The organism is Marinicella litoralis, assembly GCF_002591915.1.
Classification (GTDB): Bacteria; Pseudomonadota; Gammaproteobacteria; order Xanthomonadales; family Marinicellaceae; genus Marinicella; species Marinicella litoralis.
On sequence record NZ_NIHB01000001.1, the window covers coordinates 560,251 to 586,486 of the forward strand.

Genomic DNA, 26,236 nt, shown 5'->3' on the forward strand with positions numbered 1-26,236 from the left:
ACCGGATGGTTCAACAGTGAAGCAAAAAAAGACAAAAATCCTGATCTATTTACCTGTGGCTGGTCGACTGCAATGATTCAAAACGGCTTGGCGATGACTAAATAGAGCACCAACAACAGCATCAAAGCGGGCACTTCGTTGAAAACTCGAAACCAAACATGGCCGCGATGTTCCTGATTTTGGGCGAAATTATAGTGAATTTTTATGCACCAAAAATGATAAAAGACCAATAAAAAGACCAGGGCAATTTTGGCCATAAACCAGCCTTGTTGGATGTAGGCTTTCCAACCACTGCCAGCAATGGAATAAACCAATAATGTGGCAGAGACCACGGTACCCCAAAAAGTGAAGCGCATCATTTTTATTAACCTGATTTCCATACCCAGAAGCATCACTCGTTGAGCATCTTCTTTGGTTTGGGCGTGGTTGACATAGAGTCTTGGCAGGTAAAATAAACAGGCGAACCAACTGACAACAAAAAAAACATGAAAAGTTTTGATCCAAAGCATGACATTTAATCCCATTTACAAGGTTGAAAATATTTTCCATGGAAATCATCGATATCTGTGAATTTAACGGCTGTTTTCCATGCCAGTGGTATAATGCCGTTTTTTTGAGCAAACAACAAGTCAAGTGAATATCAAAACACCTAAATATGTGATGCAACAAGCCACCGATGAACCTTCGTTTATCCGTCAGCATTGGCTCATGTTTTCGTTGATGGTATTGGCGGTTGTCACTTTTTTGATTGGACGTTACAGCAATATTGATATGTTAAATGCATTCAAAGGTCAAAAAAGAACCTGGGATGAAGTGAATCAACAGCTGACTGCAGAAAATGAACAACAGAAAAAAACCATCAGCTTGTTAGAGACCGAAGTTAAAATCAAGAATCAAGCCATAGCTGAGTTACAAAAAAGTTTGGATTCATTGACCCAAGAGAAATCAACATTGAAAGCTGATTTGGTTTTTTATGAAAATTTACTCAGTCACAAGGACACCATCAATAAGCTCCGGGTATTTGACATAGAAATTGAAGAACAAGGTGAATTGGTTTTTATCAAAATGGTGCTGGCGCAAAAATTACAAAAAGCTGACTTAACTGAAGGCACACTGGTCATGAAGTTAACAGGCATCACGGAACAAACTGGCACAGTGATAGATTTGGTGGAGCAATATAAATTGGACAATGATTACGCTTTTAAGTACTTTGAAATTAAGAAATATACAATCAGTTTGCCCAAAGGTTTCAATCCAACAACGCTTTTAGTAGAATTACACGGTAAAAACAAAAGACAGAAAGTGGTTTCAGAACAGTTTCAATGGTCTGAACTGCTGAGTCGTTCGCAAACTGATTTGGTTGATGAACCATCAGCCAACGCCAATTAATATCATTGGGATAATCATGTTCAATTCAAAAAATAACAAAGAAAAAATCATGTCAAATAATAATCAAACGCAAAATTTCGCCACCTTAATTGGTCAAGGTACCAATGTAAAAGGCGACCTCACTTTTTCCGGCCTGATGCATGTAGAGGGAAGCATTGAAGGATCCATCGTTTCTGCATCTGACAATGACACCCTAACCATCAGCGAGTCTGGAAGTATCAGTGGTACAGTGAAAGCAGGTAACCTCACGATCAGTGGAACGGTAGAAGGTGACATCACTTCTTCGGGTAAAATTGAAGTCGCTTCGCAAGCCAGAATCAATGGCAATATTTTTTATGTCAACATCGAAATGGAAACCGGCTCACAAGTCAATGGTAAACTGATTTATCAAGGTGGAGAAGTCACTCCTATGATCGGTAAAAAACCAGAAAAATCGGAACAAAATGGAAAATAACCCCATTCAACTTTCTTCTGCTGCCGCCCACAAAATCAGCCAGTTGGTGTTAGAAGAAATGAACCCAGATCTTAAATTCAGGGTTTACATCATCGGTGGTGGCTGTTCTGGCTTTCAATATGGGTTTGCTTTTGAAGAAGACATCACTGATGGTGACATGGTCCTTGAACAAAATGGAGTTCAAATGATGGTGGATCCAATGAGTTTTCCCTATCTGATGGGCTCTACAGTCGATTACCTTGAAGACCTACAGGGTTCACGATTTTTAGTCAGTAACCCCAATGCCAAATCAACTTGTGGCTGTGGGAGTTCATTTTCTATATGAGTGCTGACCAAATCCACTTTGTTCGAACGGAACTCGATCGTTGTGCCGATATGCGCGACCAAAAACAACGGATTAAACAACTTAAAAAATTCAAAACCTGCCACTATGTGCCGGTGTATCGAGGCAACCACATTTATCCAGATTCGGATGAAGAATATTACGTGTCTCAGGTTCCTTTAGGCTCGACAGATAAACAAAGTTTTCTGGGTGTTTTGGATGATGAACTGTGGTTTGGTTGTGGTCTGACTGAAAAAGAGGCCAATGCCCTAGAAATACAACTTGGGTGTCGCTTTGAATCAATCAGACAATATGCCATGGCATTAAAGGATGACTTGGCTCACATTGCCTTGTACTCTCGAGGCTTGGATCTTTGGCAACGGCAAAAACGATATTGTTCAAGCTGTGGCACCAAGAATCATTTAGAAAGTTCTGGGCATAAAATGGTGTGCGAAAATGGCCATGAGCAATTTCCCCACATCGAACCTGCGATCATTGTTTTGATTTCAAAAGGTGACCAGTGTTTATTGGGCAGGAAACATACATGGCCACCCAATGTTTATTCAACTTTGGCTGGTTTTGTCGAAGCGGGGGAGTCCATTGAAGATGCTGTGCACAGAGAAATCTATGAGGAATCCAATGTACGCATTAAAAATGTAACTTATTTTGGATCTCAGCCATGGCCATTCCCGTCTTCCTTAATGTTGGCTTTCAATGCCGAGGCAGTTTCTGACGACATCAGACTTGATGATGAAATGGAAGATGTCCGTTGGTTCAAAAAGGCCGACCTCATCAAATGGGCCAAAGATGGGTCAATCATTTTATCGCCGCGTTTCACCGTAGCCAATAACCTCATCAGCAACTTTTTAGGACAACGCATATAAACATTGAGTGATTAATTTTGCCTGAATTGCCTGAAGTCGAAACCACGGTACGTGGCATTTATCCTTGGTTAATAGATCAGGAAATTACAACCGTGAATGTCTATAACGCTGCCATGCGTTGGCCGATACCGCCCGAAGTTAATGATTTGACAGGTGTGCGTATTTGTCATGTTTCCCGAAGGGCAAAATACATATTGATCGAATTATCAAACCAAGCGCACTTGATCCTTCACTTAGGTATGTCAGGTGTTATTCGGGTGGTTGATGCCAATGAAAGCCTCTTAAAGCATGATCATTTTGAATTGGTTTTGTCACACGGAAAGGCACTGCGATTGAATGACCCAAGAAGGTTCGGCTGTGTTTTGATGACCAATCAGCCACTTGATGACCACAAGTTATTAAGCAAGCTAGGGCCTGAACCTTTGTCTGAACACTTTTCAGGGCGCTGGTTGAAGCAACAGGCAAAAAACAAACAGACCCTGATTAAAAATTTCATCATGAATAACCAAGTGGTGGTGGGAGTGGGTAATATTTATGCCGCAGAATCATTGTTTCTGGCTGGCATCAGACCAACCAGAAAAGTGTCGAATATCAGCTTAAAACAATACCAACAATTGGCTCAAGTGATTAAAGGTGTTTTACAACAAGCCATTGAAGTCGGTGGCACCACGTTAAAGGATTTTAAGAATATTGATGGTAAACCTGGGTATTTCAAACAGGAGTTACAAGTCTATGGACGAGCCGGTGAAGCTTGTTATGCTTGTGGAAAATCAATAAAAAGCCTGATCATTGGACAACGTGCCAGTTGTTATTGCCCAGGCTGCCAAAAATAACCCATCCATTGGGTTAATGATTGTCTGTTCAAAACATTTCAGGGCTTAACCCAATCAGCCAGTCCATTTAATCACCGCTTCACTTTAAGCCATCATGCACCTTGAATACCCATTGTGGATTGGTTATCATCAATACAAATAATGGGTGTTACAAATGGTAAGTAGAAGAAGGTCTATTGCTTGGTGGACAGTGGTCAACGTGACGGTTGCGGTGGTCTACGCGAGTTGTTGTTATATGGCCCAAAAATACATGGTCAGACCCACCTTGTCTGTTGCCATTTGGCCTGCCGCCGGTTTGGGGATAGGCTTGATCATGGTTTGGGGCAAAAAAATCATACCTGCGTTGGTGATGGGTGAAATAATCAACAGCCTTGTTTTGTATCAAATTCATTTGGATTTTGGATGGAACAAAATGGCCATGTATGACATGTTGTTGTTGGCCAACAATATCTTCAGACCGTTGTTTGCGGGGTTTTTGGCTCGTTATGTGATTGGTCCAGAACCCAGGCTGATTCAATTTAAGCAAATCCTCCGGTTTTTTGTCTTTGCAACCATGTTACCTTGCCTGCTTTCAACCACTATTTTTGTGGTCTTATTGACAGCGGCTGGCCATTACACCACAGATGATTATTTTGTCAAAGGTGGCTTGTGGTATTTGGGGGATTTGATGAGTGTGTTGATTTTGACACCTGTGGTGATGGCTTTTTTTGCCAAACCCAGAACCATTTGGCGGCCCAGAATCATCAGTGTTGCGCTGCCTGTTTCGGCAGGTTTTTTAATGGTGTTCGCCTTATTCAATTCTTTTAAGTCATACGAAGAAAATAGAATCAATGAATTGGTTAAAAATCATGCCAGCTACATTGTAAACACAGCAGAGATTCATTTATTTAGTTACCAAGAGTTGATTCAGTATCTAGAGCAAAGCAGGGACGGGTTGAATCTGGACAGCTATAAAATTGAAATTGATGAGCAACAAGGTGATGTATGGGTTAATCGATACACCAGCCAAAATGTATTGACGACCAGGCACCAAAACCTCATCAGTCATGAAACCCTTCAATTAGGTAACAAGCCCTATAGAATTACCTTCACCCCGACCAATCAATATTTTTCTGAAGAATCATCTTCAAGTTTGTGGTTAACCCTGTTCATTGCGCTGTGTTTCACTGGCTTTGTCGGGATTGGTATGTTGACACTGACAGGAAGGCATTGGTTAACCGCCAAGGCAGTCAAAGACAGGACCATACAACTCAAGTTGATTAATCAAGAGTTGAAAGAAAGGAACAACAATTACCAAAGAATCATTGAAAGTCAGCCAGTGATATTTTGGAAGGTTAATTTACAGTTGGACAAAGTGACATTTGTGTCTCATGAAGCGGAGTCAATTTTGGGCTACTCAGTCGATGAATGGCTAAATCAGCCTCATTTTTTCAGTAAGATCATTCATCCAGATGACATCAGCTTGGTTAAAGACACCATGCACAAGGATTACCAAACAGAGTCAAATGTTGAAGTTGAATATCGGATCAAACACGTCAATGGACAGTACCGGTGGTTCAGAGACGTTTTGCACATTCCAGAAGATTTTAATGAGTCGCATGAAGTGATGGGCATGTTGGTTGACATCACTGAAAAAAAGAACGACACAGAAAAAATTCACCATTTGGCATTCCACGATTATCTGACACAATTGCCCAACAGACAGAAGTTTCAAAATGTGCTGCATGATTTGATTCAATATGGCCAGCAACACAAAAAATATGGCGCCGTTTTATTCTTAGACATGGACAGGTTCAAAGTGTTGAACGATGCTTTGGGACACCATTTCGGAGATCAGTTGTTACTGAAAATAGCCAATCGCCTGCTGGAATTTGATGAAGATTTCAAAGTCATGGCCCGGTTTGGTGGTGATGAATTTGTGTTGGCGACAGATTGTGAATATGAGAATGCCAATGATGCAGCAGTGCAAATCATCTTGTTGGCAGAACAAATCATCAACCGCTTGGCCGAAGCCTATAACATCAACAAACACCATCATATTTGCACAGTGAGCATGGGCATTTCCTTATATCCGATTGACAACTCCACCGTGAACGACATCATTCGACAAGCTGATGTGGCCATGTACCGGTCAAAAGAACAAGGTCGAAATCAAGTGACCATGTACCATGAGAGCATGCAAAAGGACAATGACAAAATGTTGTTCGTTGAACAAGTGCTGCGCAATGCAGTGAGTCATGATAATTTTATTTTAAAATACCAGCCGATTGTAGACTCTGATCGCAATGTGGTTTGCTTTGAATCGTTGATTCGAATTTACAATGACCAGCAAACCATCTATCCAGATGATTTTATCCCAGTGGCTGAAGATACGGATTTGATTCAACAGGTCGGCCGCTGGGTGATCTCACATGCCTGCTTAAAAATCATGGACTGTGAGTACAATATTTCGGTTAATGTCAGCTCCAAACAATTCCACCAACAGGGTTTCATTATGTATATAGGTCAGATGATGAAGCGGTTTAACATTGAGGCTGGAAAATTGGTGATTGAATTGACAGAGGGTGTGGTGGTTGGCAACATCAAAGAAATTCAGTATAAATTCAATCGCCTAAAGGACATGGGTGTGATGATTGCAATTGATGATTTTGGCACGGGTTACTCATCATTGGAATATTTGCGTCAATTGCCGATTGATTATCTGAAAATTGACAAGAGTTTCGTTTTTGACTTGGGTCATGATGAATCTTCCAGGGTGATCATTGAAACCATCATATCGATGGCACAACATTTGAACTTAAAGACGGTGGCAGAAGGGGTGGAAACCGAAGAGCAGTTTAAGGTGCTTAAAGCCATTGGCTGTGACTTATACCAAGGCTATTTGTTTGGCAAACCTGGCGATTTAATGAGTTTGCAATAACATGGTTGTCAAACGTCATGCACTTTGGCTATGATGCCCCTGCTTAAAACCGAATAACTTCATTGCTCAATCCCCAACAAAAAGCGGCTGTTGAAAAAACCGACCAACCCTTGCTGGTACTGGCGGGAGCTGGCTGTGGAAAAACCAGGGTCATTACTGAAAAAATGGCACATCTGGTGAATCACAACTACTGTTCTACCGATCGACTTTACGCCATCACATTCACCAACAAAGCCGCCAAAGAAATGAAGCAGCGGGCGATGAAAATGGTGCAAAATGGTGAATTGCTCAATATATCCACCTTTCATTCATTGGGCTTGCGAATGATGCAACAGGAAATTACCAGTTCCGAATACCAAAGGGGTTTCAGTATTTTAGATACTTCCGAATGCCAAAAAGTCATCCAAGCCTTGTTGCCTAAAGGCATCAAAAAAGAATTGTCCAATCAATTACAATGGCAAATTTCAGGTTGGAAAAATGCCGCGTTGTATCCAGAACAAGTGGACTCTTCGGTGCCAATGGCAGTTGAAATATACCAACAATATTTGGATTATATGGTCAGCATCAATGCGATGGATTTTGATGATTTGATCTTACAGCCTTTGTGGTTGTTGAATCGATCAGAAGCCGTCAGGAATAAATGGCAACAACAAATTGGTTACCTGATGGTGGATGAGTATCAAGACACCAATACCAGTCAGTATCAGCTGGTTAAAATGTTGATGGGCCACGGCAAGCATTTGACCTGTGTGGGGGATGATGACCAATCGATTTACGGCTGGCGGGGTGCCCAAATTGAAAACCTACAATTGTTACAAAAGGATTTTCCCTCATTGGCGGTGATTAAGTTGGAACAAAATTACCGATCAAGCAGCACCATTTTGAATGCGGCCAATGCGGTCATTCAGCACAACCCACATCCGTTTGAGAAGAAAATTTGGAGTGATTTGGGCCAAGGTGAGACCATCAAGATAACCGCCTACAACAGTGCTGAAGATGAGGCACAACAGTTGGTGACTGACATCAGTTTTCAAAAAAGGGTGAACCTCAAGAGTTACAGTGACTTTGCCATTCTTTATCGTTCTAATCACCAAGCCAAGTTACTTGAGCAAGAGCTCAGAATCAATAATTTACCCTACCAAATGTCAGGAGGCAGGTCGTTTTTTGATTACAGCGAGATCAAAGACTTGATGGCATACATTCGATTGCTGTCTAACCCCAAAGACAATTCGGCTTTCTTGCGTTGCATCAACACACCGAAAAGAGGGATTGGGATGCAAACCGTGCAACAAATTTCGCAAATTGCCAAAAGAAATGGCAAATGCTTTTTTGAGGCTTGTGCTCAAACCCAATTGCTCGGAGATTTAAGTCCTGCTGCACAAGCCAAAATCAAAAACTTTGTGGCCATGATTAAAACCCACCAAAGCATGAAATCATCGGCTGAACACATTGTAGAATCATTGGTTAAACAAACAGACTACATCAACTGGGTCAACCTTTCTGCCAACAATAAGGTGGCAAAAATAAACAAGGTAAAATTGGTCAGAGATTTTTTAAAGTGGATTCAAGCCATCAGTTCGAAGCAATTTTTAGCGATGGATGAATTGATGAATTATTTATCATTGCAAAGCAATCAAGACGATGAGGTGGCTGAGGATTCAATCAAAATGATGACCTTGCATGCCGCCAAGGGTTTGGAGTTTGAACACGTCTATTTGGTGGGGGTTGAAGAAGGTATATTGCCTCATGCCAATTCATTGGCAGATTCCGATGATGAGAATGATGCGGTGGAAGAAGAAAGGCGTTTGATGTATGTTGGCATCACCCGTGCCATGCGCCAGCTAAATATTTCCTACGTCAAAAAACGCAAGAAAAGATACCAAGATGACCCCAATGAAGGGGTCTTCGGCCCCAGCCGCTTCTTGGATGAAATTCCAATGGAGCTAACCAGTGGTTACCACAGCCAAGACCTTTCTGAAGAAGAGCAGAAACAGAGCAACAAAAAGAATTTTGCTGCACTCAAGGCCATGTTAGGTGATTGAGGACAGCGTCAGGGTGTGTTGATCACCTGTGCATCGAATATGGCTTGCCATTGATCAAATAAAAATTGCGGCTTGCTGATTAGATTGATTTTCAGGTCCCCTTTGCGACTGGCTAAACATTGATTTCCAAAGTCACCGGCCAAGTTTTCATCAGATAAATTGATGCAGGGGTCATTTTCCGCCATTTGGGTCAAAATTTCCGTCAGCTCTTTGGGATTAATCACATGGGATACTTGCGCTCTTAAAGCATTCGAACAGCCATCGTTTTCAGATTCGCACAGCAGAAAGTCAATTTGACTGGGTGCAACCAACAAGGATTCGCGTTGTAAAATCCTGATTTGTTTGGCGGTTTCTTGTCGATAGATAGGATGCGCATAGGCCCACAGTAATAATTGTTTCAGAATTATTTGTTGGTGCAGGTTGTAATGATGCAGGTTTTTCAACAACACTTGACTGTTGCTGATGACTTCGTAGGGTTTGTCATTGATGGTCAATTGATATAAATTAATGATGTTGCGGTTTTTGGTGCTGATTTTCAGTTTATTTCTTTCGGCTTTAATCAAAGGATTGTTTTGCGCGATCAAAGCGGCAATCAGCCGTGTATGATCAATTTGTGGCTTGCTTGGTTGGCTACCACAGGCAGACAACAAGATAAATGTAATGACAATTGAAGTAAATTTACGCATAAGATTTCTTATAATGAATGATAAATTAAATAGAAAGTGACAGCATAAGCGATAAAGTGGGTTTATTTTTTTGAATTATGTAACAAATCATTAAATAAACCGTCTTACAAGTTGAAAAGCAAACATAACTGATAGAATGGGCATTTGGTATAGACTACAAGTAAGTAAGAACCAGCACGGATTGTATGCGCTTGCCTATCAAATGTTAGGCAACCAACTTGAAGCTGAAGATGTTGTACAAGACACCTTTATCAAGTTGTGGCAGCGAAAAGAGCAAGGTGGTGAGTTTGAAAAAGCATGGTTGTATAAGGTAACCCGAAATCAATGTTTGGACATCCTTAGGCGACGTAAGCATGCTTATGAGTATCAAATCGCTCAAGCTGTAGGCAGTGATGTATCGCCTTCGGCGAGTGATGAAGTATTGAATGAAGAGTTATCTGGTGAAATTGGTAAAGCCATCAATCAATTGGAAGAACCTTATAAATCCTTATTGGTGATGCGTGAGGTGAATGGTCTAAGTTACCAGGTGTTGGCTGATTCTTTGGATTTGAGCTTATCTCAGACCAAAGTTTACTTACATCGAGCCAGAAAACAATTACAAGAAAGTTTGGAAAAAACATATGCGTGAGCAATCAGTAGAGAAACAAGTCACAGAAGAATTGACAGAATATTTTGAGCAAGCCCGGCAGCTTAAGTGTCCGCCGAGCATGAAGAAAAAGCTATACGCTCAAATTGGCATCAATAAATCCTGGTCATGGGTACAGCCTGCGATGGCATTCTCCTTTGTCGCCATCAGTGCCTTGGGTTTGGTTTGGCACAATCAAAATCAAATCAGACAGTTGGAATTGGCCCAAGCGGAACGAGACATGCAGATCGCTATGCACTATATGCAAAAAATCAGCGAGAAGACCTTAGAAGATACCAACACACATGGCATCAAACCTGCCATCATAGTTCCTGTTTCTAAATCCATGGCACAGATTTAGTGGAGATAAAAAAATGAAAAAAGTATTATTGATTACAATGACTATCTTGAGCTTTCAGCTGAATGCGCAAAATGTCATGGATAAGTTACAAGGCTTATTGAACACAGAACCCTCGGTGGAAATTAACTTAGGTAAGGCCATGTTAGGCTTATTAAGCGGCATGACCAGTGAAGAAAAACAAGTTTCTGATGTGATGAAAAACCTCACTGAAATCTCAGTCAGGGTTTATGACTTGGATGACAGTGACTTTAAAGGTGATTTGAAACAGATCAAATCTTTCATCAACACCATGGCAGGGGAGATGAAAGCCTTGGGTATGGAACAGTTGGCCGCCATCAGAGAAGACGACTCTACGGTTTATATCATGGCCGAAATGAGTGACGACAGCATCATGGGTCTTTCGGTGATGTCATTAGATGATGACTCAGAATTGGTGGTGATTAAAATTGGTGGACAAATCATGTTAAAGGATTTGGCTGGTTTGATGGGTCGTTTTGATGTGGATTTAAACGATTTGGATATTGAACTTTAAGATTTAACCCCATACAATGCATAAAAAGTGAAAAGTGGGCTTTACATTCGCCAGTCGCCACATTAAAATACGCCGTCTTGTTTGAGACAGAACATTGGAAACAGTTATGAGAAAAGATATTCATCCAGAATACAGAGAAGTGGTATTTCAAGACGCAAGTGCTGATTTTGCATTTTTGACGCGTTCTTGTATACATTCAAAAGAAACCATCAAATGGGAAGATGGCAATGAGTATCCGTTAGTTAAAATCGAGATTTCATCAAAATCACATCCATATTATACCGGTCAACAAAAAGTGGCTGATACCGGTGGACGTGTTGATCGATTCAAACGCAGATACCAAAGATAATACACTTTTCAAAGCTATTCAGAAAAAAACCCGACCAGTTCGGGTTTTTTTGTATCTTGAATTAAGCCCACACTACAAACGTTATTAGACTGTGTCATGAGAAGCAAACTGCTTTAATTCAATGGCAGTAAAGTGTTAAAATGAACGATTGTTTGAAACCATAAATATCGAGACCTAAGATTGGAGAGTTGTAAATGAGTGAAGATGTCGTAAAAGTCATTACCCCAGAAGGAAAAACTGCTGAATTACCTGTAATCAGAGCAGAAATGGGTCCGCCCACATTTGATATCAAAACCTTGCACAAACAAACAGGTTACTTCACCTATGACTCTGGTTTTGCTGCAACAGGCGCGTGTAAAAGTGACATCACATTTATTGATGGTGGCAAAGGTGTGTTGTTGTATCGTGGTTACCCCATTGAACAATTGGCGGAAAGCAGCAATTTTATGGAAGTCACCTATTTGTTAATGAATGGTGAATTACCAGATGCACAACAATACAATGATTTCAATCACTTGATTTCTCGTCACACCATGGTGCATGAAAAGATCAGATCATTCATGAAAGGCTTTCAATATGATGCACATCCAATGGCCATGATGATGAGTGTGATTGGTTCTTTTTCAGCCTTCTACCATGATGGAATGAATGTCAATAATGCAGAGGACCGCAAAATGGCAGCCATCCGCTTGATTGCCAAAATGCCAACAGTGGCCGCCGCTGTTTATAAAAACTATGTGGGACAACCTTTTATGTACCCACAAAATAAATTAGGCTTTACTGATCGTTTACTTCACATGATGTATGGTGTGCCTGCAGAAGATTATGTGATCAGCCCGGTGGCTTCTAAAGCCTTGGACTTGTTATTTATTCTACATGCAGATCATGAACAAAATGCCAGCACTTCAACGGTCAGATTGGTCGGCTCAACAGGAGCCAATCCATTCGCTTGTATTTCAGCGGGTATTGCATCGTTATGGGGACCGGCACATGGTGGCGCCAATGAAGCGGTGTTGAATATGTTGGATGAAATTGGTGACGTTTCTCAAATTGATAAGTATGTCGCCAAAGCCAAAGACAAGAATGATCCGTTTAGATTAATGGGATTTGGTCATCGGGTGTATAAAAACTTTGACCCTCGTGCCACCATCATCAGAAAAGCCTGTCACGAAGTGCTTGAAGATTTAGGCATAGTTGACCCTCAATTGGAATTGGCCATGCGTTTAGAGGAAATTGCATTGAAGGATGAGTATTTCGTTTCACGCAAACTTTACCCGAATGTGGATTTTTACTCTGGCATCATATATAAAGCATTAGGAATCCCGGTACAAATGTTTACTGTTATGTTTGCTATAGCCAGAACAGTTGGTTGGACATCGCAATGGTTGGAGCAATACGAAACACCAGACACTCGAATTGGTAGACCGAGACAAGTTTATGGTGGTGCCAAGACCAGAGACTATGTGCCACTTAAAAACAGATAAGTCAGGTGGATCTAAAGCAACATTTGATCCAGATGGGATTGAATGCTGATTTAATTTTTAATTCATTGCCTGAACATTTAACCCTGTCCTTTGAGGATGGGGTTTTGTTTGTTCGTGAACAAAACAATTCAGCCATCAAAGTTCATGTTGATTTCATTCATGGACCCATGGCTTACCGTGCTTCGCGACACATTGGTGGTGAGCATTTAATCAAAGCCTGTAACATCAAATCTTTGGATTCGTGCAGCATCTTGGATGCAACCTGTGGTATGGGAAAAGACAGCTTTTTGTTATACAAGGCTGGTTTTAAAGTGACTGCTACCGAACAAAATCCGGTTGTTCATGCTTTGCTTTCTGATGGTTTGTCACGTTTCAATAAGCAAACCGATGAGCTGGGGTTTAAGTTAATGCAAGGCGATTCTGTTGCTGTGATGAGTGAACAGGTTTTTGATGTCATATATTTAGATCCGATGTTCCCGGTAAAGACCAAATCAGCAAAAACCAAAAAGGACATGCAACTTTTTCAGAAATTGCATCATGATGCTCAGGACAATGCCCATGATTTGCTGGTATCGGCGTTACAATCCAAATGTCAGAGGGTGGTCATTAAGCGCCCCATTCATGCCAAACCCTTGATATCAAGAAAACCCACTTTCCAAATGATTGGCAAAACTTGTCGTTTTGAGGCGTTTCAGCTGGTTTAACAGTATTTCACGTCATTTTCAATAAAAAATGCACGTTATTTTACAAACATTTTGATTACTTATATAACCATTTTGTATAATGTTTGTGTGTGAATAAAAAAGTGTGTATAAAAAATGAAAAAATATGAAGTGAAAGCTACGCCTATGAATCAACAAGTTTCCAGTATTGCCAAAACCTTGGCACTGGCAACTTTGCAAAATGATTTCTCCTATAAGGAATTTGTAGAGTATTATAAAATGCATATGGTTCGTGAGGCAAAAAAGGAAAAGAAAAAATCAACTGTGGTTGAAATTTCGGCACGTACAGGTATAGATAGACGCTTTATTGCGCCTTATTTAAACAGTGAACAAATTCATGTGAAACCTTCAAAAGTGACTCGTGTTTTCGATGACGTGTTGGCCTATTGCAAGAAAAACAATACCAAGAAAATACTGAAAAATGATGACAAAGAATCATTTGAGGTGTTGTGCCAGAAACATGCCAATGGCAGTTTGACGCCAAAAGCCATCTATACTGAACTGTGGCGATTGGGTTTAATGAAAGATGTGGGAACACATTATAAGTTGAAAAAACCCAAATCTGCAGAAAAGAAAGTGGCCAAAGCAACCAAGCGTATGGTCGCCATTGGTGAAGCAATCACCCAATCAGTAGATGGTATGTTGTAACAACATTGTTGGCTGAAAAATAAACGGCCTCTTGGCCGTTTATTTGCTGATATAGCGACTTAAATGCTTGTCCATTAAATTATCATGGTATCCCTTGATGTGCTTGGCCACCAGGTGTCGTGAAACATAATGATACAGCGGTATGACAGGCAGCTCATCAGATAAAATTTGTTCTGCTTGGATTGTCAGTTTATTCAATAAAGATGGGTCTGTTGTGGTGTTCATGGCATCAATCAAATCATCATATTTTTGTTGCTTCATGCCATAAAAGTTAAAGTGTGAATTGGAGTGAAACAATTCTAAAAAGTTTATCGGTGAAAAATAGTCCGCAATCCATCCTGACCTGAAGACTTGTTTATTGGGACTTTTTCGGGTGTTGACAAATATTTTCCATTCTTGATTTCTCAATCGGCTTTTTATGCCTAAATTTTGTCGCCACATGGCGGCTACTGCCAGTGCCACTTTCTTTTGGTTGTCACTGTTATTGTATAAAATTTCTAAATGATCGGTCTCCTTGTTAAAACCAGAGTCAGCCAACAATTGTTTGGCTTTGGGTATATTGATCAATGGATCCTTGGGCGTTGGTTCGACTGGTGGGATGATGGCATAGGCAGCTTGTTGACCTGATTTAAGGACTTTATTGACCAAGATGTCGCGATCAATAGAAGCACTGAGTGCCTGTCTGAGTTTAGGGTTATTTAACAATGAATCATTGAGGTTTAAGCCCAAAAAAAAGGTGCCATAATAGGGCGCAATTTTCAATTCATTGGGGTGATTTTTCTTCAACCAGTCAATTTGATGGTCAGGTATGGTTTCTGTCAAATCAAGCTCATTGGCTCGAAAACGCAATAACTCGCTGTTTTGGTTTTCGGTGACCCAGTAAACCACTTCTTTGAGTTGAACCTTGTCTGCTTGGTGATAATGTTTATTTTTAAGCAGGTGAATTTTTTCTTGAATGTCCCACTGACTTAAGTAAAAAGCCCCGTTGCTGACACGACGGTCATTGTTGTGGCTAGGCAGGGGAAAGAAAATAGGTAAGACCAATTTGTTCAGAAAACTGGCGTCAGGATAATTCAGTGTGATGTGCAACTGCAGTGAATGAGGGGCTGTAACATTGAGCTCACCATCTCTCATCAAGTTATTGAACAGCTGGCGATAAGGTGCGGCCACTTGTGGGTCAATGGCTGTTTGCCATGCAAACAAGAAATCGTTGGCGGTCAGCGATGTGCCATCGCTCCATTTTGCATGCGGATTGAGGTAAAAATGCCACTGCAGTTGGTCCTCTGAAACTTGATAGTGGGTGATGGCACCAGGAATGATCAGTCCCTTGGCATCAAAGGTCATGAGTCCTTCGTATAAGTCCAATAAGATGTTTTGGCTGTTGATTCCCTGTGCTTGATGGATGTTCAAGGAATCGGGTTCAGAACCATTTCCTCGATGAAAGGTTTGGGCATGACAAACAGCAGTGGAGATCAGAAAAAAATACAACAAAGAACGTAAGGTATAATTCATGTCTTGAATTAAAACACAAAAGCTACCATTTATAAATCCTTGAAGTTGTTTAAAACATGATGGCATACGTGCCAGTTTTTGGTATGATAAATTGATACCACAGGTCTCTTGAATTGATGCTTTTATATTGACCATAAAAGTCTATTTCCAAGACTATTATTTACCGCGATTAGCCAATGATCAAACTATGCTTAGCCATCAGGTCACCTCGCATCTTTAACCACCAATATTATGTCTCAAGCTCCACATATAAATTCTAAAGCAGACCTCGTTGATTACTTGGCCTCAGGATGTAAACCCAAATCCGCATGGCGGGTAGGGACAGAACATGAAAAATTCGGTTTCCATCGAGCGAACTTAAAGCCCTTACATTATGCCGAGAAAGGCGGGATCAGAGACATCCTTCAAGGCTTGGCCAGCCAATTCAACTGGCAGCCTGAATACGAAGGTGAACACATCATTGCCTTGAAACGAGAAGGTTGTTCCATCACCTTAGAACCAGGTGGACAATTGGAGTTGTCAGGTGCGCCCTTGGAAAATGTGCACCAAACGTGTACTGAAACTGGGGTACACTTGAAAGAGGTCAAAGCCATTGCCGAACCTTTAGGCAGTGCCTTTTTAGGTATGGGTTTTCACCCTTCTGCTACCCGTGAAGACATTTCATACATGCCCAAGGGACGATATAAAATCATGAGCGAGTACATGCCCAAGGTCGGTACCTTGGGGTTGGACATGATGAAGAGAACTTGCACCATTCAAGCCAACCTTGATTTTTCCAGTGAGGCAGACATGATCAAGAAGTTCAGGGTATCCTTGGCACTTCAACCTTTGGCCACGGCTTTATTTGCTAACTCGCCATTCACTGAAGGAGCTGGCAATGGTTTTGTTTCTTACCGTTCACAGATTTGGACCGACACCGACAATGACCGATGTGGCACCATCCCCTTCGTGTTTGATGACAACATGGGATTTGAACGCTATGTGGATTATATGTTGAATGTGCCCATGTATTTTGTTTACCGAAATGGACAATACATTGATGCAACCGGTCATTCATTTAAAGATTTCATGCAGGGAAAATTAGCCGTGTTGCCAGGTGAATACCCCACGATCAAAGACTGGGAAGATCATTTAACCACCGCTTTTCCTGAAGTGCGCTTGAAAAAGTTTTTAGAAATGCGCGGAGCCGATGGTGGTCCTTGGCGCAGAATATGCGCTTTACCCGCATTGTGGGTGGGTTTGTTGTATGACCAAACCCAATTGGATTTGGCTTATGATTTGATCAGTGATTGGAGCATGGAAGAATATGAATTGTTGCGTTCACAAGTGCCCAAGCTGGGCTTGAATACCCCATTCAGAGATTCCAATGTCAGGGAGTTGGCTTTACAAATGCTGGCTATGTCGCGCAAAGGATTGGAGCAAAGAGCCATTAAATCTTCTTGCGGTAAGGATGAAAGCATTTACCTCGAGCCGTTACAAATTATTGCGGAAACTGACGTGACGCCGGCTGAGAGAAAACTCGGTAAATACCATGGTGTGTGGGATAAAAACATCGAAGAACTGTTCAAGATTTATGCATTCTAAACAGAAAAACTAAAGTGATAGACACAAAAAAACCCAGAATTTATTCTGGGTTTTTTTGTACTGTTGAATCAATGTTCTTGTAATAAGTTCATTATTTTGATGTTTTCTCGGAACCATCGACCACCTTCTGAACCTTGGTAAGTCACGTCTATGGTGGTGGAACCATCGGTGTCCAAATCTCTGAATGTGTTGGCAAGGTTTAAGGTCACTGTGCCTGAACTGGTTAAAGTAAAAGGCACAGGCGTCGCTGTTCGTCCATAGGCATTGACATCAAACATTGGGATGGTGATGTCTTTATTCGGGGCAAATCCACCGGCACTGCCCGTGGCCCATCTTGCATTGCCATCGGCGTCATAATAAAACACATAAGCAATCATCACGTCACCGGTTTGGGCCAAAGAATATCCCCAACCATTTTCAGCTTGTCCACCCCACCAACCGGTACCAAAGTCTGGATCAGGCTTGGCCTCATCAGCGATGATGGGCACGATACACCAAGATTCTGTGACGTTGTTGATGCGCCAAGTGGCCAAAGCAACGGTTTGTAACGGTCTGCTGACACCATCTTGGCATGCTGGGTGGTTTTGTACTTCACTGGAGTTAAAATCAATGGATAAACGGCCTTCTGTGATTGAGTTGTCAGCAAAGAATGGATCTGCCACATTGGGATCAACGTCATAATCATAGATAAACTTACTTAATGTGTTGGCATCAAAACTTTGGTTCAACACCCCATTGGCCAAAGAAGTGACTGAGTTGAGCCACTCAGGATTGCCCGCATCATCATAGGTGTAAAACAAAGTGTAGTACAAATCATTGGCACCAACAGCCTCGACAATGAAACCGTGGCCATCATGCGCGGGATCGTACCATAAGCCTTTGGTCGGAATTTTGTTGTTTGTGGTGCTGACGCATTCATCACAGACGGCATCGGTTTGGGTGATGACATTGCTGACGCTGATGTCATCCAACCAAAATCCTTCAATAGATGTGTTGGTGTCAGAAACCATTCTGAATCTGATTTGAGCGGTTTGTCCGACATATTGCGTACCTAAATTGACTGAAGTTTCCCGCCAAGCCAGCTGAGAACCTGACCAAGCAAACTGAGCTTGGGCGGTGTTATTGGTATACAAAGGTCCATCATATGCAACAGTGCTTAAATGACCAATGTCAAACCAGTTGTCAGTGCCTTCAAGTTTCATTTCCAAAACCAGGCCATCCCAATGTTGTTGGTTACTGCCTTCGGTGTTGTAAGACATGGCAAATTCGAGCACATTGCCGCCACCATCAAAGGTCATCCACGGGGTCAACAGTGATTTGTCTGAATAGGCATCTTCATTGGTGGTGAACCAACTTCTGCTGCCAGAATTCACGCTGTCTGTCACCCTGATCCAACCGTCATTACCCAAGGCCAATTCTGATTTCATCAAACTGTCAGCACTTTCTGCACCATCAGTGAAGTTGTGTTTAACGAATGATTGATTGGCACTGGTTTTGACTGTAACAGCACTGTTGTAACTGCCTTCACTGGTGGTGATGGTCAGCGGAATGGTTACATCAGCCAAACAACTGGCTTGATTGTCCAGGCGACTGTTCAGTGCAATGGTCTTTTGTGCGAAACCGGCCAATGAAAATGACTGATTGGCATCGGTGAAACTGATGGAGCTGGGTTGATTGAAAGACAATGCAACATTGTTAAAATTTTTGCCTGAATTATTGGTCACTGAGACCATTAATTTACCCGCTTCGCCGCGGTCTAAGATGCCGTCATCATCACAGCTTGAATCAGTGGTAAGGAATTTCACCAAACTCACAGCTATGGGGTTTTTACTGGCTTTAAATGTGCCTCGACCATGGGTGCCAATATACAATTCATCGTTGTTCCACACCAAATCAATCACACGAGATGAGGCAGGGCCATAATCAAATTGTGTCCATTGGTAGGTGCTGCCAGATTTTTGGCCCACCCACAGGCCCAATTCGCTGCCTAAATACAGCATGTCAGCATCGCTGGGATCATTCAATATTTGATACAAAGGAATTTTGGGCAGGTTGTTGGCAATGCTGCTCCAACTGTTGCCGCCATCGGTTGATTTGAGGATTCGGTTTTTTTCATAATCACCAAAAGTGGCGTATAAGGTGTTACCAGAGGTATCAAAGGTGTCAACCTTGATGTCTGTGACTACATCACCAAACACCGCGAGACCACGAATGGGTGAAATATCAGTCACTGTATTGGCAGTTCCCAGACCAGATATTTTGACAATTTGGTTGGTACCCAGTGAATCAGAAGAACTCATTCCTGCATAGGCCACAGTGCTTTGATGAGGGTTGAATGCGAGCGCTGACACGCCAGATCCATTGATTGAATCTGAAACATCTTGCCAAGTGGCGTTGCTTAAAAATCTGGCATTGTTGGTGAAAAACACATTGTCGGTGCCGACCAACATGCGGTTGCCGTTGTTTTCATCCAGTACAAAAGGTTGAATAAAACGCGCCCCATCGGTATCAGGAAGTTCCATTGCAGCAGCAGATAAACCGCCATTGTTTGAACCGTACATTTGTCCATTAACATAGGACCCGTAAACATATTGTCCTTGTTGTTGGTCCCAGCCACTGTAGCCTCCATCTCCACCTTGCCACTCTAACCAAGTTTGTTGGTCACCAAAATACAGTTGAGAGCCATTGTCTTGGGTTCCCGATGTGACTCGTTGACCGTCTGGGCTGACGGCAATGCCATAGGATTGCGAGATGTTCAGACCATTGTTTAAAGCCACCCAAGTTGTTCCGCCGTCTTCTGATTTAGAAACTCCGCCATCACTGACCGCATAAATGTGGTCGCTGTTGTGAGGGCTGAAGAAATAGCCGTGGTGATCGGCATGGATGTACTGAGGGACTTGTCCAGCCTGGGGACTCCAGTATGACTTTTGGTTGATGGTGGTACCGCCATTGGTGGTGGCATATTGGTCCACCGCGCCCATGACTACATGATCAGAATCATTGGGGTTTACTGCGATGGCCAGGTCATACCAACCTTGGCGTTCGACAAATTGGGTGTTGGATGTGGTTTTGCTGTAGCTCACGTGGTTGGGCGCTTGGGATTTCCACAGTCCTAAGGTGCCTTCTGTGCCGCCGTTATCTAATTCAACGGTTTCTGTTGAGACAGCCAGGTATGATGTGCCGTCGGTACCAAAGCCAATTTCAATCCTTTCAACACCTGATTCAGGCAATCCATCTGATTGATCTAAAATTTGCCAGTTTTGACCTTGGTTGGTTGAGCGCATCACAAAACGTTCCAATGGGTCTAAAAGGCTTGGACCAACGTTGGCTTGAAGTGCCGTGGTAGACAGCAATATACCATCACCGAAATCTTTATTGACCATGGCTGATGGGATGTTGATGGTGTCATCATCACCGCCCATGACAAAGGCGTCTTCGCTGGAACTTTGGACCACAATGGCAGCGATGGCACCGGCATTTTGTGCGTTTTTGACTTTATCTGTGAAATTACACGAACCCCTTTGCATCACCGCAATTTTGTTGCTGACGTCACTGGTGATGGCTTGACAGCCGTTTAAATTATTACTGCCATAAGAGGCTGTAGCCAACGTGTTGCTGATGCCATTTTCTGGAAAATCAGGACCAAATGAGGCTGGAATGGCGATGTTAGAACCACTGATGTTGTTGGCTGTGGTGATATCGACGGTCAGGACATCATTGGGAATACCGAAATGGCTGGCCAATAAATGTGCAGGGTTTGCTGGGTCTAATTTCAAATCAACAAAGCCCCTGCCGCTGGTGTTATGGTTACTGACTTCTGTCCAGTTTTGACCAGAATCGGTTGAACGAAATATGCCGGTTGCTGTGGCGGCTAAAAAGACATTGCTGTTTGGGATTTTTGCCATGCGATTGACATAATAAAAATTTTCGCTGTCGGTATTGCCAAAGCGTTGCCAACTTTCGCCAAAATCTTCAGAGACAAAAATGCCATTGCCTTGTGCGGCATCGAAATTAAAAAAGCCCTCGCCGGTGCCGATATAAACTTTTTCTGAATCATCGGGATCAAGTAACAGGCTACCGATGGCAATGTTTTCCAAGAAGTCGGTTTTGGCTTCCCATGATTGGCCATCGTCTGTGGATTTCCACACGCCACCCAGTACGCCTCCGGCCAACAAATGACCCGCTCGTTCGGGGTGAATCACGAATCCACGAATCCTACCTCCGAAGACCCCAGGTCCCAATTCCTCAAAGGCCAAAGCAGGAAGTTCCTGATTGGCTTTATTTGCTCGGGCATTTTTTATCTGCTTCAAGTTGGCTAAATTCAATTGTGCTGCGTTGGTACCCTCAGGCGCTCTTCGCATGGTCGCTAACCAAGCAGCCGCTTCGCTGGGTTGGTCATAGCGTTTTGGTGTTTTGGTTTTGCTGTAGAGGTCTTTGCTTTTCAATGCCTTGGATGGGGCCGGAACGATGTTTTGTTGGCTGAAATAAGCCAAAGCAATGAAAGCAGTCAAGGTGGTCAATGAAACAATTGTGCGCATGGGTTTATCATTTTTTTAAAGGTACAAAAATTGTAGCAAAAAAAAAGCGACTTGAATATGCATCAAGCCGCTTTCCTTTACTATTTTGGGTCTGTCTTATTGGAAAATATAACCGACGACTGTCAATACGATGGTATATGGCAGGGCCATCCAAACCATTTGCATGTACCCCAAACGAATTGCAGGTGCCAAAGCCGATGTCAACAGGAATAAAAAGGCGGCTTGTCCATTAGGAGTGGCCACGCTGGGTAGGTTGGTCCCGGTGTTGATGGCCACAGCCAGGCTGTCAAAGTGTTCCCGGCTGATGTTACCCGCATCGTATTGTGCTTTGACTTCATTGATATATACGGTGGCGACAAACACATTGTCACTGATGGCAGACAAAATACCATTGGCCAAGAAGAACGCTTTGGGTTGGGCTTCAATGGGCAGTGCCAAAACCCAATCAATCACGGGTTTGAATAAGTGTTGGTCATGAATCATGCCGACAATCACAAAGAAGATACACAGTAAGGACACGAAAGGCAATGATTCTTCAAACGCATGGCCTATGCGATGTTCTTCGTTAATCCCCGTGAAGGCTGTTACCATCACCAATAACATCAAACCAATCAGGCCAGGTTGCATCACATGCAAATACAGCCCAATAATTAACAGCAAACCAGCAACACCTTGTACGATCAACGCGTATTTTTCTTTTTGGGTGCGTTTGGCGTCTTCTTCAGACAAGTAGTTTTCCAATATTTTTCGAACGCCACTGTCTAATTTACCACCAAAACCAAATTTACCTGTCAGTTCTAACAGCACAACTGTTACCAAGCCAGCCAGCACAGCAGGTATTGTGACATGAGCCATTTCAGAAGCAAACTGGACGAAATTCCAGCCCATTTTTTCACTGATCAATAAATTTTGCGGCTCACCCACTTGGGTGCAAACACCACCCAAGGCAGTACCGACGGCACCGTGCATGACCAAAGAACGCAGAAATGCCCTGAATTCTTCAAGGGTGTCGCCACCCAATTGCTTGCGGTCCTTGACTTCATTTTCATCGTAGTCAATGTTCATCGTTGAATGCACTTTCTCATAAACCCCATACAAGGCGACAAAGACGGTGATCAACACGGCCATTACGGTCAAGGCATCTAAAAAGGCCGAAAGGACAGCCGCTGAAATTGAAAACATCAATGACAGTATGATTTTATTTTTTACTTTCAACAAGATTTTACCGAAGATGAAAATCAGCAAAGGCTGCATAAAGTAAATAAAACTCACCATAAACACCAGCAGCATGATGACCCCGAGGTTTTGTTGAATTTCATACCACACAGTTTCTGGACTGGTCAGCCCTATGGCCAAGGCCGCGATGGCCAACAAGCCACCTGATTGTAATGGATAGCATTTAAGCGCCAAGGCCAATGTCATGATAAACATGGCGATGAAAGCCCAGCCCATAATGGTTTCACCCAACAGCAAGGTCAGCGGGTAACAAGTTACCAAGAAAGCAATAATCAGGTTTTTGAACCACCTGGGGCTGTTGCCTAAAAATTCAGTGTAAAAGGTATTTAGCATGGTTGCTCCAAAGTTAATAATTTGACATAGGTGTTTAACATGAACAAGGTCAAACAATCCAAACTGGCCGCCGCCTTTTGTTGTTGTGGGTTTAGGCCAAAATTTAAGCCATGCATTTTATCATGAGAACAATCATGATATGAAAAAGTTGGTCTGATTTTTTAGGCCAGGCATTCAGATTTACTTTTACTTGATAATCGGCAGCCAAATGCGATGAAACATGAATATTTTAAATCAATGGGGGGCTGTGTTTCATTGAATGTTTTTTTGTTTCACTGCATGGGCTCAAGCTTGGGTTAAAATACAAATATGGGTAAATTTATGAATGGAGTTCCAGGTGTATTAGGGGTGGCTGTATTGGCTGCCATTGCTGTCATCTTAAGCAAATATGTTAGCTTAAGCGGCACCCTAATTGCCATTATGTTGGGGTTTGCACTGGGTAATATAATCACTGTCCCGACAAAATTACAGACAGGTATCAAATGGTGTGAAAGTCAGGCCTTATCGATTGCGGTGGCTTTACTGGGCGTTAACTTGAATGTATTTACCATGCTTGAAATCAATGCCATGACATTGTTGTTTATCATTTCATCTTTGGCTTTGACTTTTTCAGTCACATTTATTTTTGCCAAAATTTTAAATATCCAGCCCGCTCAGGCTTGTTTGGTGGCCAGTGGTCAGGGAATTTGTGGCTCGGCAGCCGTGATGGCCACGCAAAAAATCATCAAAGCACCGACGGTTGAAGCCGGGTTGGTGGTGGCTGTAGTGAACTTTCTGGGGTTTGTTGGGGTGTTTTTAACTGCTTGGATGGCACCCTACCTCTTTACTGTCAATGACAGTGGAGCAGGCTTGTTGATTGGTAATACTTTGCAGTCCATGGGAAATGTGGTGGCGGCTGGTTTCAGTGTCAATGATGAGGTTGGACACTTGGCGGTATTGGTTAAAATGTGTCGAATACTGTTATTGATTCCAGTGCTGTTGCTGTTGATCTTGTACAGCAAAAGGGCGGGTCAAGTGAACCGTCAAGCTGAGCCAGTGCCTATTCACTGGGTTAAATTGGTGCCATTATTCATTTGGGTGTTTTTGGTCTTGAGCTTCATGTCATCCATGCAGTGGATTCCTCCCGTGATTCAAACCGGTCTGTCTGAAGTCAGTGGTGTGTTGTTTTTATTGGCTATGGTTGCCATTGGTTTAGCGATAAAAGTCAAAGACATTTATCAACAAGGTGGAAAGCTACTGATACTGGGGATGCTGGTGTTCAGTTTTCAACTGCTATTCAGCGTCTGGTTTTTGAGTGATGGATAAGTGCATTCCAACTTGCAACCTTGAATCATGAACACCTGCTGTGTCAGGAATGGCATTGATGCCAAATACGGCTTTGTCTTGGTGAGGGAATTTTTGTTTCAAGGTCAATAAGACTTCAGTTCCTGTCTGGGTTCCAGTCTGTTGTTCAATACCGGTCATGACGCATCTGGCACATGGTTTGACTAGATTCAATTTCAGGTTATCAATCGAAAGTTCGTTCCAATCCAATTCACTCCATGCGGGTTCTGTGCTTTGGACCACAATGTTCGGTCTGAACCGACTCATTGCCACTGCATGAGTTAAAGATTTATTTAACTGTTCCAATGTGGCTTGATGAGTTAACAAAATGGGATAACCATCAGCAAAAGCCACTGGCTGTCCAGGTTTTGAAAAGGCCAGGTCGATTTGGCGAAAACTGTTTGCTGCATAATGAACCAATTGCACAGCAACACCCAAGTAGGTTGAAAACCAGTCATTGGCTTGGTGGCTGATGACATGGGCAGTCAACGAGTCTTGCCAAATGGTGACATTCCTGTTGTGCCCAGTGGTGGTCAAATCAATCGACAATTGTTGCATGCCTGGTGCCGACAGTGTCAGTTTTGAATCTGTAAGCTGCGGTTGAATCAAGGCCATTTTTGGGTACTTTCTTTGGCTTAAAAAAACACCCTCTTCATCGACCAACATCCACTTGCGGTCACCTTCTAAGCCCATTGCGTTGATGGTGATTGTATCGTGACTGATGGCAGCACAAGACTTGATTGGATAGGTGTAAAGATGACTTATTTCAGCTGGCATATCTGGTGGGGTCCTTAAGCCCTGCTGCCTCAAAACCTTTTCTGCGGTAATGACAAGAATCACATACACCGCAGGCTTCTCCTTTTCGGTTGGCACTGTAACAACTGACTGTTAGGCCATAATCAAAACCTAAATGGTGCCCCAGTTGAATGATTTGTGATTTATCCAAGTCGATCAACGGCGTGATGATGCTGAGTTTTTGTCCCTCAACGCCAGCCTTGGTGGCTAAATTGGCCATGGTCTCAAAGGCTTGGATGTATTCAGCTCGACAATCTGGGTAACCAGAATAATCAACCGCTGTAACGCCTATAAAAATGGCATTGGCACCCACCACTTCGGCATAGGCCAAAGCAGTCGACAGGAATATGGTGTTTCTGGCAGGTACATATGTGACAGGAATGGCATCATTTGAATCACCATAATCTGGCACATCAATGTCATCATCTGTTAAGGCAGATCCACCAATGGCATCCAGGTTTATTTGTACCACTTTATGTGGATTGGGGGTTATGTTTTTGGCAATGGTTTTTGAGGCTTCCAACTCAGCCACATGTCGTTGACCATAATCTATAGACAAGGTATAGCAATCATAGCCATGGTCTTTGGCCACGGCCAAACAAGTAGAGGAGTCCAAGCCCCCAGAAAGCAGTACCACACACTTTTTACTCATGGCTATTATCCT

At 42.5% G+C, this 26,236-nt stretch carries 23 protein-coding genes; 16 read left to right on the forward strand and 7 right to left on the reverse strand.

All coding sequences use genetic code 11. The annotated features are described in order from the left end of the window. Positions 1–77: 77 nt before the first annotated feature. On the reverse strand, positions 78–509 hold the full coding sequence (locus CCS90_RS02525) for a CopD family protein (RefSeq protein WP_099018721.1): 432 nt from the start codon (positions 507–509) through the stop codon (positions 78–80). Between the two features lie 124 nt (positions 510–633). Between CCS90_RS02525 and CCS90_RS02530 the strand changes: the two genes are divergently transcribed. The 7 genes from CCS90_RS02530 (at position 634) to CCS90_RS02560 (ending at position 8,844) form a co-directional block, all read left to right on the forward strand. Continuing rightward, positions 634–1,389 (forward strand): DUF6776 family protein, encoded by a 756-nt coding sequence (locus CCS90_RS02530; RefSeq protein WP_133566418.1) that lies wholly within the window; start codon positions 634–636, stop codon positions 1,387–1,389. Between the two features lie 49 nt (positions 1,390–1,438). Beyond that, positions 1,439–1,843, forward strand: a complete 405-nt coding sequence (locus CCS90_RS02535; protein WP_162846721.1) for a bactofilin family protein — start codon at positions 1,439–1,441, stop codon at positions 1,841–1,843. Then, a complete protein-coding gene (gene erpA, locus CCS90_RS02540) occupies positions 1,833–2,168 on the forward strand; it encodes an iron-sulfur cluster insertion protein ErpA (RefSeq protein ID WP_099017929.1) in 336 nt (111 codons plus the stop codon). The genes CCS90_RS02535 and erpA overlap by 11 nt, the downstream gene beginning before the upstream one ends. After that, complete coding sequence (gene nudC / locus CCS90_RS02545; protein WP_099017930.1) at positions 2,165–3,049, forward strand: NAD(+) diphosphatase; 885 nt, start codon at positions 2,165–2,167, stop codon at positions 3,047–3,049. Before erpA ends, nudC begins: the two co-directional genes overlap by 4 nt. A gap of 17 nt (positions 3,050–3,066) precedes the next feature. Further along, entirely contained in the window at positions 3,067–3,882 is an 816-nt protein-coding gene (gene mutM, locus CCS90_RS02550; RefSeq protein ID WP_099017931.1) for a bifunctional DNA-formamidopyrimidine glycosylase/DNA-(apurinic or apyrimidinic site) lyase, read from the forward strand. A 154-nt stretch (positions 3,883–4,036) separates the two neighbouring features. After that, on the forward strand, positions 4,037–6,802 hold the full coding sequence (locus CCS90_RS02555; RefSeq protein ID WP_099017932.1) for a bifunctional diguanylate cyclase/phosphodiesterase: 2,766 nt from the start codon (positions 4,037–4,039) through the stop codon (positions 6,800–6,802). Positions 6,803–6,864: 62 nt separating this feature from the next. After that, entirely contained in the window at positions 6,865–8,844 is a 1,980-nt protein-coding gene (locus CCS90_RS02560) for an ATP-dependent helicase (RefSeq protein ID WP_099017933.1), read from the forward strand. Positions 8,845–8,852: 8 nt separating this feature from the next. Here the strand turns inward: CCS90_RS02560 and CCS90_RS02565 are convergent, their stop codons facing one another. After that, a complete protein-coding gene (locus CCS90_RS02565; protein WP_099017934.1) occupies positions 8,853–9,530 on the reverse strand; it encodes a hypothetical protein in 678 nt (225 codons plus the stop codon). A 136-nt stretch (positions 9,531–9,666) separates the two neighbouring features. Between CCS90_RS02565 and CCS90_RS02570 the strand changes: the two genes are divergently transcribed. The 7 genes from CCS90_RS02570 to CCS90_RS02600 all read left to right on the forward strand — a co-directional run bounded on the left by CCS90_RS02570 (position 9,667) and on the right by CCS90_RS02600 (position 14,251). Next, positions 9,667–10,158, forward strand: coding sequence for an RNA polymerase sigma factor (locus CCS90_RS02570; RefSeq protein ID WP_099017935.1), 492 nt, complete (start codon positions 9,667–9,669; stop codon positions 10,156–10,158). After that, positions 10,151–10,516 (forward strand): hypothetical protein, encoded by a 366-nt coding sequence (locus CCS90_RS02575; protein WP_099017936.1) that lies wholly within the window; start codon positions 10,151–10,153, stop codon positions 10,514–10,516. The genes CCS90_RS02570 and CCS90_RS02575 overlap by 8 nt, the downstream gene beginning before the upstream one ends. Positions 10,517–10,529: 13 nt before the next feature. Further along, the gene (locus CCS90_RS02580) at positions 10,530–11,048 is read left to right on the forward strand and encodes a DUF4252 domain-containing protein (protein WP_099017937.1); all 519 of its coding nucleotides are present in this window, start codon (positions 10,530–10,532) and stop codon (positions 11,046–11,048) included. A gap of 106 nt (positions 11,049–11,154) precedes the next feature. Beyond that, on the forward strand, positions 11,155–11,397 hold the full coding sequence (locus CCS90_RS02585) for a type B 50S ribosomal protein L31 (protein WP_099017938.1): 243 nt from the start codon (positions 11,155–11,157) through the stop codon (positions 11,395–11,397). A gap of 194 nt (positions 11,398–11,591) precedes the next feature. Continuing rightward, complete coding sequence (locus CCS90_RS02590; protein WP_099017939.1) at positions 11,592–12,881, forward strand: citrate synthase; 1,290 nt, start codon at positions 11,592–11,594, stop codon at positions 12,879–12,881. A 5-nt stretch (positions 12,882–12,886) separates the two neighbouring features. After that, entirely contained in the window at positions 12,887–13,585 is a 699-nt protein-coding gene (locus tag CCS90_RS02595; protein WP_133566417.1) for a class I SAM-dependent methyltransferase, read from the forward strand. 114 nt (positions 13,586–13,699) lie between these two features. After that, positions 13,700–14,251: a hypothetical protein gene (locus tag CCS90_RS02600; protein WP_099017941.1), complete on the forward strand. Its 552-nt coding sequence runs from the start codon at positions 13,700–13,702 to the stop codon at positions 14,249–14,251. Between the two features lie 39 nt (positions 14,252–14,290). On the opposite strand, the gene CCS90_RS02605 is transcribed toward CCS90_RS02600, so the two are convergent. Further along, a complete protein-coding gene (locus CCS90_RS02605) occupies positions 14,291–15,763 on the reverse strand; it encodes a peptide ABC transporter substrate-binding protein (RefSeq protein WP_162846720.1) in 1,473 nt (490 codons plus the stop codon). 231 nt (positions 15,764–15,994) lie between these two features. Between CCS90_RS02605 and CCS90_RS02610 the strand changes: the two genes are divergently transcribed. Then, the gene (locus tag CCS90_RS02610) at positions 15,995–17,347 is read left to right on the forward strand and encodes a glutamate--cysteine ligase (protein WP_099017943.1); all 1,353 of its coding nucleotides are present in this window, start codon (positions 15,995–15,997) and stop codon (positions 17,345–17,347) included. A 68-nt stretch (positions 17,348–17,415) separates the two neighbouring features. Here CCS90_RS02610 and CCS90_RS02615 read toward each other — a convergent pair whose 3' ends face one another. Together CCS90_RS02615 and nhaB are read right to left on the reverse strand one after the other, a co-directional pair. Further along, entirely contained in the window at positions 17,416–21,885 is a 4,470-nt protein-coding gene (locus tag CCS90_RS02615) for a PA domain-containing protein (RefSeq protein WP_099017944.1), read from the reverse strand. A 96-nt stretch (positions 21,886–21,981) separates the two neighbouring features. Beyond that, on the reverse strand, positions 21,982–23,454 hold the full coding sequence (nhaB, locus tag CCS90_RS02620) for a sodium/proton antiporter NhaB (protein ID WP_099017945.1): 1,473 nt from the start codon (positions 23,452–23,454) through the stop codon (positions 21,982–21,984). A 309-nt stretch (positions 23,455–23,763) separates the two neighbouring features. On the opposite strand from nhaB, the gene CCS90_RS02625 reads away from it, so the two are divergent. Beyond that, entirely contained in the window at positions 23,764–24,759 is a 996-nt protein-coding gene (locus CCS90_RS02625; protein ID WP_099017946.1) for a YeiH family protein, read from the forward strand. Here CCS90_RS02625 and CCS90_RS02630 read toward each other — a convergent pair. Both CCS90_RS02630 and queC read right to left on the reverse strand, forming a co-directional pair. Then, positions 24,727–25,554 (reverse strand): MOSC domain-containing protein, encoded by an 828-nt coding sequence (locus CCS90_RS02630; protein WP_099017947.1) that lies wholly within the window; start codon positions 25,552–25,554, stop codon positions 24,727–24,729. The two genes, CCS90_RS02625 and CCS90_RS02630, sit on opposite strands and share 33 nt — an antisense overlap. Further along, complete coding sequence (queC, locus tag CCS90_RS02635) at positions 25,544–26,224, reverse strand: 7-cyano-7-deazaguanine synthase QueC (protein ID WP_099017948.1); 681 nt, start codon at positions 26,222–26,224, stop codon at positions 25,544–25,546. Before queC ends, CCS90_RS02630 begins: the two co-directional genes overlap by 11 nt. Positions 26,225–26,236: the final 12 nt, after the last annotated feature.